General features: G+C 42.5%; 10 protein-coding genes. 5 read left to right on the top strand and 5 right to left on the bottom strand.

All coding sequences use genetic code 11. The features are described 5' to 3' along the window. The first annotated feature begins 318 nt into the window (after nt 1-318). Complete coding sequence (locus F6J99_RS40225) at nt 319-468, top strand: hypothetical protein (protein ID WP_158517141.1); 150 nt, start codon at nt 319-321, stop codon at nt 466-468. A 334-nt stretch (nt 469-802) separates the two neighbouring features. Here the strand turns inward: F6J99_RS40225 and F6J99_RS40220 are convergent, their stop codons facing one another. Continuing rightward, nucleotides 803-1,015 (bottom strand): hypothetical protein, encoded by a 213-nt coding sequence (locus F6J99_RS40220; RefSeq protein WP_293121779.1) that lies wholly within the window; start codon nt 1,013-1,015, stop codon nt 803-805. Next, nucleotides 1,012-1,233, bottom strand: a complete 222-nt coding sequence (locus F6J99_RS40215) for a hypothetical protein (protein ID WP_293121777.1) — start codon at nt 1,231-1,233, stop codon at nt 1,012-1,014. The genes F6J99_RS40220 and F6J99_RS40215 overlap by 4 nt, the downstream gene beginning before the upstream one ends. 506 nt (nt 1,234-1,739) lie before the next feature. Between F6J99_RS40215 and F6J99_RS40210 the strand changes: the two genes are divergently transcribed. Both F6J99_RS40210 and F6J99_RS40205 read left to right on the top strand, forming a co-directional pair. Beyond that, nucleotides 1,740-2,537 carry a hypothetical protein gene (locus tag F6J99_RS40210; RefSeq protein ID WP_293121775.1) on the top strand — a complete coding sequence of 266 codons (798 nt, stop codon included), beginning with the start codon at nt 1,740-1,742 and terminating at the stop codon, nt 2,535-2,537. Between the two features lie 46 nt (nt 2,538-2,583). After that, entirely contained in the window at nt 2,584-3,159 is a 576-nt protein-coding gene (locus tag F6J99_RS40205) for a sigma-70 family RNA polymerase sigma factor (protein ID WP_293121773.1), read from the top strand. A gap of 76 nt (nt 3,160-3,235) precedes the next feature. On the opposite strand, the gene F6J99_RS40200 is transcribed toward F6J99_RS40205, so the two are convergent. After that, entirely contained in the window at nt 3,236-3,370 is a 135-nt protein-coding gene (locus F6J99_RS40200; protein WP_293121771.1) for a hypothetical protein, read from the bottom strand. A 490-nt stretch (nt 3,371-3,860) separates the two neighbouring features. Here F6J99_RS40200 and F6J99_RS40195 point away from each other — a divergent pair, with 490 nt between their 5' ends. After that, nucleotides 3,861-4,103, top strand: a complete 243-nt coding sequence (locus tag F6J99_RS40195) for a hypothetical protein (RefSeq protein ID WP_293121769.1) — start codon at nt 3,861-3,863, stop codon at nt 4,101-4,103. Nucleotides 4,104-4,234: 131 nt separating this feature from the next. On the opposite strand, the gene F6J99_RS40190 is transcribed toward F6J99_RS40195, so the two are convergent. Then, entirely contained in the window at nt 4,235-4,456 is a 222-nt protein-coding gene (locus F6J99_RS40190; protein WP_293121767.1) for a hypothetical protein, read from the bottom strand. 527 nt (nt 4,457-4,983) lie between these two features. Between F6J99_RS40190 and F6J99_RS40185 the strand changes: the two genes are divergently transcribed. Beyond that, the gene (locus tag F6J99_RS40185) at nt 4,984-5,409 is read left to right on the top strand and encodes a hypothetical protein (protein WP_293121765.1); all 426 of its coding nucleotides are present in this window, start codon (nt 4,984-4,986) and stop codon (nt 5,407-5,409) included. Between the two features lie 190 nt (nt 5,410-5,599). On the opposite strand, the gene F6J99_RS40180 is transcribed toward F6J99_RS40185, so the two are convergent. Continuing rightward, the gene (locus F6J99_RS40180; protein WP_293121763.1) at nt 5,600-6,100 is read right to left on the bottom strand and encodes a hypothetical protein; all 501 of its coding nucleotides are present in this window, start codon (nt 6,098-6,100) and stop codon (nt 5,600-5,602) included. Between the last annotated feature and the right edge of the window lie 112 nt (nt 6,101-6,212).

The following is a 6,212-nucleotide window of genomic DNA, read 5'->3' as shown; positions in this document are numbered from 1 at the left end:
ACCTTTTCAGGTTTCGACATTGGACAAAGTTTTTATTTTCTGTCTTTTGTCTCTACACCTTTAAGACGATCTCAAAACCCTATTTTGGAATTTTTCGAGTTAGCACCAATTTTTTGATATCGACTCAGGCCATTCACCCCACTTCACCTCTCAAAACCCTCTTGCCATCTAACTTGTAGCCGTTTCAGTGTGTTGGTTGCTCTAGCGATGCTCTGAGCCACTACGCGATCGCATTACTGATAGTTAAACAGGTGCGCTACACTTTTTTAACGCACCATACAAGATAGGCAATTAGCCCAAAAAGCTAGCGCTTCCCAATTGACCGTAGGTCACGCTACACGAACGCACTTAATAAAAATATCCCCTATCTCCCCACACTCCCGACTCCCGACTCCCGACTCCCGACTCCCGATTCCCGACTCCCGACTCCCTATCTCCCTAAAAAAAAATCGGTCAAGTTTGGGTTAACCCCAATCCTTGACCGAATTCTGTACTTTAACCTTCCACAAATACAGCTGAGCTGCACTCAACTATCGATAATTTCAGATCAACTATGACATGATTTCCGAGTTAGTCAGCAACTGCTGGAAAGCAATATAGCACTACGCATTAATGTGTTTGACATTGATAAAAGCTCAAAAGCTAATGCACGTCAACTTTTGCCTCTTGCCTCTTGCCTTTTGCCTTGCGCGTAGCGCTATAACATCCCAACTCATTTTGCTTCATGCTGCTTCATCCTCCTCCACAAAACATCCTTCACCAGTCCTGATTTGCCAGGGTTGCCCCCTGGCAAATTCCTATCTTAATCTACGTAAAAATATCGAATCAAAAAGGTCATCACCTCACCAGGTTTTCCGGTGGGTTCCGGAGTGCTCCACTCATCTGGCTCCGCATACTTAAGGGAATAAATGGCATTAATTGTTTTGCGAACCTTTTCAGGAGAACCGATCAAAAGGAGCTTGGCTTTCTTCGGTTTAGGACTTTGGTTGTCGGAAGGAGGAAAATTGTTACTCATCTGAAATTATGGATTGATTTTGTGGACACTATTAATTTATCAATAAATAAATATGTTGTCAAGGGGTTTAGAAATTTTTTTTTATTAATAAATCGGGAATCGGGAATCGGGAATCGGGAATCGGGAATCGGGAATTTGCAATAGAGATTAATCGTAGGGTGGGCAGTAATTGAAACCGATAAAATCAGCTGGTAATCGGTTTTATAGGCACTGCCCACCGACATCAAATTAACTAAATTTTAAATAAAATTAATCCTAGGGTGGGCAGTGCATAAGACCAATTGAAAAGCTGATAATCGTTTTGGTACCCACTGCCCACCCTACATCTACATCTACATCTACATCTACATCTACATCTACTCGGAGGGTGGGCAGTGCATAATAAGCACGTTTTTATCTAGGTTGTAAACAAAAGTATTGCAGAAATTTGCTTCCATAAAAAAGGCAAAAGCCAAGAGGGGAAAGAGATCAGGATTTTTATTTGACAATAAAAAAAGACCATACAGGTTTACATCTCATTTATAAACCCTAGACCAATTGAAAAGCTGACAATCGTTTTGGTACCCACTGCCCACCCTACATCAAGTAAATCAACTCACCATCGGTAACCTCAAAAACAGTGGTTGGGCGATCTGCATTCAGAGGCTGGTGTGTCACACATTGGCTGTTTGTGCATCTTTAGTTTATGGAGGGAAAGAAAATGACAAATTGAAAACTTATGGAAATGAACTACCACGTAAACCTTTTTGGCGGCTCCGAGCAACAGCTCGCCAAGCTGGTCACAGAGTACTGTCGCCTAGTGACCCAACCTGAGTTGTCATCACAAGATGCTCAAAGCATCACAGAGATCGTAAGCTATAGCAGGTATGACCAAGAACTGAACTATTGGCTATGCCAAGCAGATCAGTTAATTGACTACCAACTCAGCACCGGGGCAATACCTGATTACGACTTGGTGGTGAGTTCCCTTTCCATCAAGAACCTTGCTTATAATCTTACGCGGGTTCCCTCCCATCAAGTGACGTTTGAAACTTTTAAGGAACTAGTAACCCAAACCAAACTGAAGCACAGATTTCTCGAGCAATATATCAGCTTTAATGAACAACATTTCTCGCGCAAAGCCATTTTTCAAACCACTGCCCTGACCATTTATATGATTGGCTGGAGACCGGGGCAAGGTACCACTGCCCACCACCATGGTCAGTCCCTAGATGCAATCTTCGTCTACGAAGGGGAAATGACCCATCGCTTCCCTAACCAAGACGAGTCCGTAGAGCCTGACAAAATGCCCTCCAGACCTGGCGAGCTGTTTGGGGAGAATCAACTGGTTTGCATTGACCGCAAGCAATGTCACCTAATGGCTAATAATTCCTCCAAAAATCTGGTCACCCTGCACTTTAGATTTGGTACCCCACCAGACAATATTAATTGGGTAACCAATATCAGTGAGTGCAAGCCAGCAGCTATTTGGAGCAATTCAAACGAGGAAATGGAAGAGATCTGTCGCTTAATGATTGCTTAGGGTCTAGACAACCCAAATAAACACTATGTAATACTGAGGTAAATGCATGAGTGCTCTACTATCAATAAACTGTGGATTAACGCTCCTTAATCCTCAACAAGTCCAGTATCTCAAAGGGTACTATTACAAGCTCCTGTGCGATTGCAAATTGCGGCATCGGTATGACTCGGACGACATCCTCAGCCAGGTATGGGAGAAGGCAGCGGAAGTCGAGCGCTTAGAACGCCCGATTGAAAACCCCGAGGCGTGGGCGAAGAAAGTTGGGGAGCGCATTATTTTCCAACACAAAAGGAGGGAACTATCGGAAAAAAAGTTTATCCAGAAACTTGAGCCGATGATCCAAAGCCAAATTTTTGCTAGCCCAAGAGACGACCTTTACTGTGATGGCACACTAGGAGAGATGCTAACTTTAGCCCTCAAGGAACTCAAGCAAACCAAGCCGGACTTTCACCAACTACTGGTGATGCGATTCTTTCGTGAGCTGAGCTGGGAGCAGATATCGTCAGAGTTGTACCCAGACACTGCCATTACCAAAAAAACTATTAACAGGGTGCGTCAGAGGGGAAGTCGCGCTTTGAAAAAACTGAGTAAAATTTTCTTTAGAAACCTTGAGACGTTATAATTTTCTGGATGTAGCGACCCGAAATAAGGCCATTTTTGGGGGCACATTAAAGGAAAATATAGCAGTTTTCAAGTTATCAATTGGGTGAGGTACTTCGTCCTGAGTTAATGGGAGTAGGGAGTAGGGTTAAGAGTGTGGGGTTAAGAGTGTGGGGAGTGCGTAACCCGGGCGCGGGTAAGGGGTGGAGTGAGACTAATCGTGTGTACCTCATGAGTCTTAGACTTGCTATAAGTACGTCTTAGCTGATCTGTGGAAGTAAAACGTTTTGTCTCATAATCAGTATCTACGCATCTAACTATTAGAAGCGAAAAAAGTGTATTAAGTTTACTTTTTTCGGTTTGCAACTGATTTGATTTTTATTAAGGGTGCATATTCAGCAGTGCAAAGTCAACAATAACCAGGCATAAAATCTGGCAATTGTGACGTAAGCTATCAGCTATCAGCTATCAGCTATCAGCTATCAGCTATCAGCCATTGGCCGTAGGCCACTCTACGCGAACAGTTTATGCGCTACGCGCACGGTACTTGAGGTGCTTTTGAATAAAATAAGCTGTTCGCGTAGCGTGAGCTTTTAGCTCACGGCTGACAGCTGACGGCTGACATTGTGAACTGACGACTGATAGCTGAATGCTTACTGTCAAGCTGTGGTTAGCTTTGCGAGATATTCTCTTTATTATAGTCTGGACTTGAGGGTGATAATCATGAAATGCGATCAGATGTATTGTTCCTGGATTCAGGATTCTCAAAACGCAGATCATTACGTCTGCCTAAAGTGCAATCGTGAACACTATATCAACGAAAGTCGTCCTGGATCAGTGATCTTTGTTTGCGTAGCAATAGCTTTCATAGTTATTGCTCTCCTCAGCAATGATGGCGAGATTCAACCCCCAGAAAATGACCACCGAGCAACTCAAATAGAGATGGGTCGAAAAAATAAAGTCTGATACCGGGACTTGTCGCCGACGGCTAACCTCTAGGGCGTGTTTTCAAAGTTTTCCGCAAGATTATGATCCCCCCCAGCCCCCCTTAAAAAAGGGGGGAGCCATACTCAAAATCCCCCTTTTTTAAGGGGGATTTAGGGGGATCTCCGAGTTTGAAAACACGCCCTAGTACCTCTGCGAAATTCCCAGGGTAGCGTAGAATTAGGCGATCGCCAGATTCCCTTCTTCTGCGCCTTCCTCCTGGTGTATCTAGGGATTAGGGAGTAGGGAGTAGGGAATAGGGAACAGGGAACAGCGGATCTGGGAACAGGGAACAGCGATGCAGCGCTATAGTAAGCGGAGCAGTTTTCATCCATGGTTCTGAGATTACCAGAATCTGGTGGGGATTTTTTGCGTACGCATTTCTAGTCCCTCAACAGTGACCAGAATTATTCTGGATCAGCCTCAGATATATAGCAATCAAAAAAAATCGGTCAAGTTTGGGTTAACCCCAATGCTTGACCAAATTCTGTACTTTAACGTTTTCTGTCCGGACTAATCATCCCACCCTCAGAAAAGTTAATAGAAACAAAGAATCAGGTTTTGACACTAACAAATAATGGTGCCTTCATACCAATCAATGGCCTGATTTATATGTTAAAAAAATCAGAGTTTAAAACCACGTAATTTCCTGGCAACCACCAGGACTCTAGTCAAGATAATTTTACTAAACCTTCCTTGATTAAGTGACTAAAGGGCTAAAGTTTTAGACGAAATTAGAACAGTTATTATCTGAATTATTGCCCATTTTTTACCGATAGATAAATATCTAATAAATTAAATTTGTTAAATTGTAGACTAATCCACCATATACATAGATAATTCAGGAAGGTAACAGGTAAGTATGGATATTGAAAAAATAACACACACTCTCAAAAAATTCAAGGATGATACATCTGGTATTCAGGGAGTCGTCATTGTCCAAGAAAATGCTTTCATAATCACCGAAACACTTATCGGTAATTGGGATTATGACGTTGCTAAAAGCATAGCTGGGGTGATGGATTACTTACCCAAACGTATTTGTAATAAATTGGAATGGGATCCGGCTCCAAATATTTGTGTTAGATCTTCTAAATATGGCTACATTATGTCGGTACCATGCGGTTCCCATAAGTTCTTGTTAGTTAAAGCCAGTAGTAGTATCAGCCAAGGGTTGTTAGAATCTGAAATCGCTGAAATTATCGACGACATTAAGACTTATATCAATGCTAAATCCTCTACTAAAGATATTGAAGGTGGTAACGGAAAAGGCGTAGGTAGGTGGTAGATAATCTGCCTTATATCCCAAGGGTAGGAGGGTGCATCTCATCTTTGTAAAAAAGAAGGGAAGTGCCGGAAGTGTCGGAAGCGTGGGGATTTTAGGGAGAGTGGGTAGTGTAGGCAGTGTCGGAATTTTATTAGAATTTTTGTCTAATTGCATGCATTGAGATGCACCCGGGTAGGATATCTGTCCCTACCTAAACTTCCTCTTTTCTAAAACCGTGGTAAGTCTCTACATCATGGAGTTGCAAATCTAACCCCTTGAGCTCATCCTCGTCCGAAACTCTAATGCCTATTAGGGTTTTAAGTCTTGACCAAGTGACCCAACTAAAAGCCAAGGTAAACAATAGAACAACAAAGAGACCAAACACTTGAATTCCTAATTGTTGGGATCTCTCTATCAGTGCAAGACCATTAGTATTGCAGAGTGGTGCATTTATTTGGTCACAAGGTAACTTATTCTGATTACTCAAAACAACTGCTAGCGTTCCCCAGATGCCACAACCTAAGTGAACTGATATTGCACCAACTGGGTCGTCAATTTTCAACTTGTTAAAGTAGCCAACTAAGAAAACAACTAACCATCCAGCTACCATACCAATGAAAGCAGCAGCCGATAGTTTTACATAGGCACTGGATGCGGTAATACTAACCAAACCTCCTAAGACTCCATTGATGATCATCTGGTTGACTGACAAAACTATTCAGCAGCATACTTGTACGTTTGTATTTTGAATTCCAGCCGATAACATCGTTTCTCATGTTGTTTTCGCGAAGCTATCACCGGGTCAGGGTCTTGATTAGTTGTGA

Origin of the sequence: Moorena sp. SIO4G3 (assembly GCF_010692305.1) — a bacterium.
GTDB lineage: Bacteria > Cyanobacteriota > Cyanobacteriia > Cyanobacteriales > Coleofasciculaceae > Moorena > Moorena producens_A.
The sequence above is the reverse complement of the archived record's forward strand: the minus strand, read 5'-3'. Positions and strand labels throughout refer to the sequence as shown.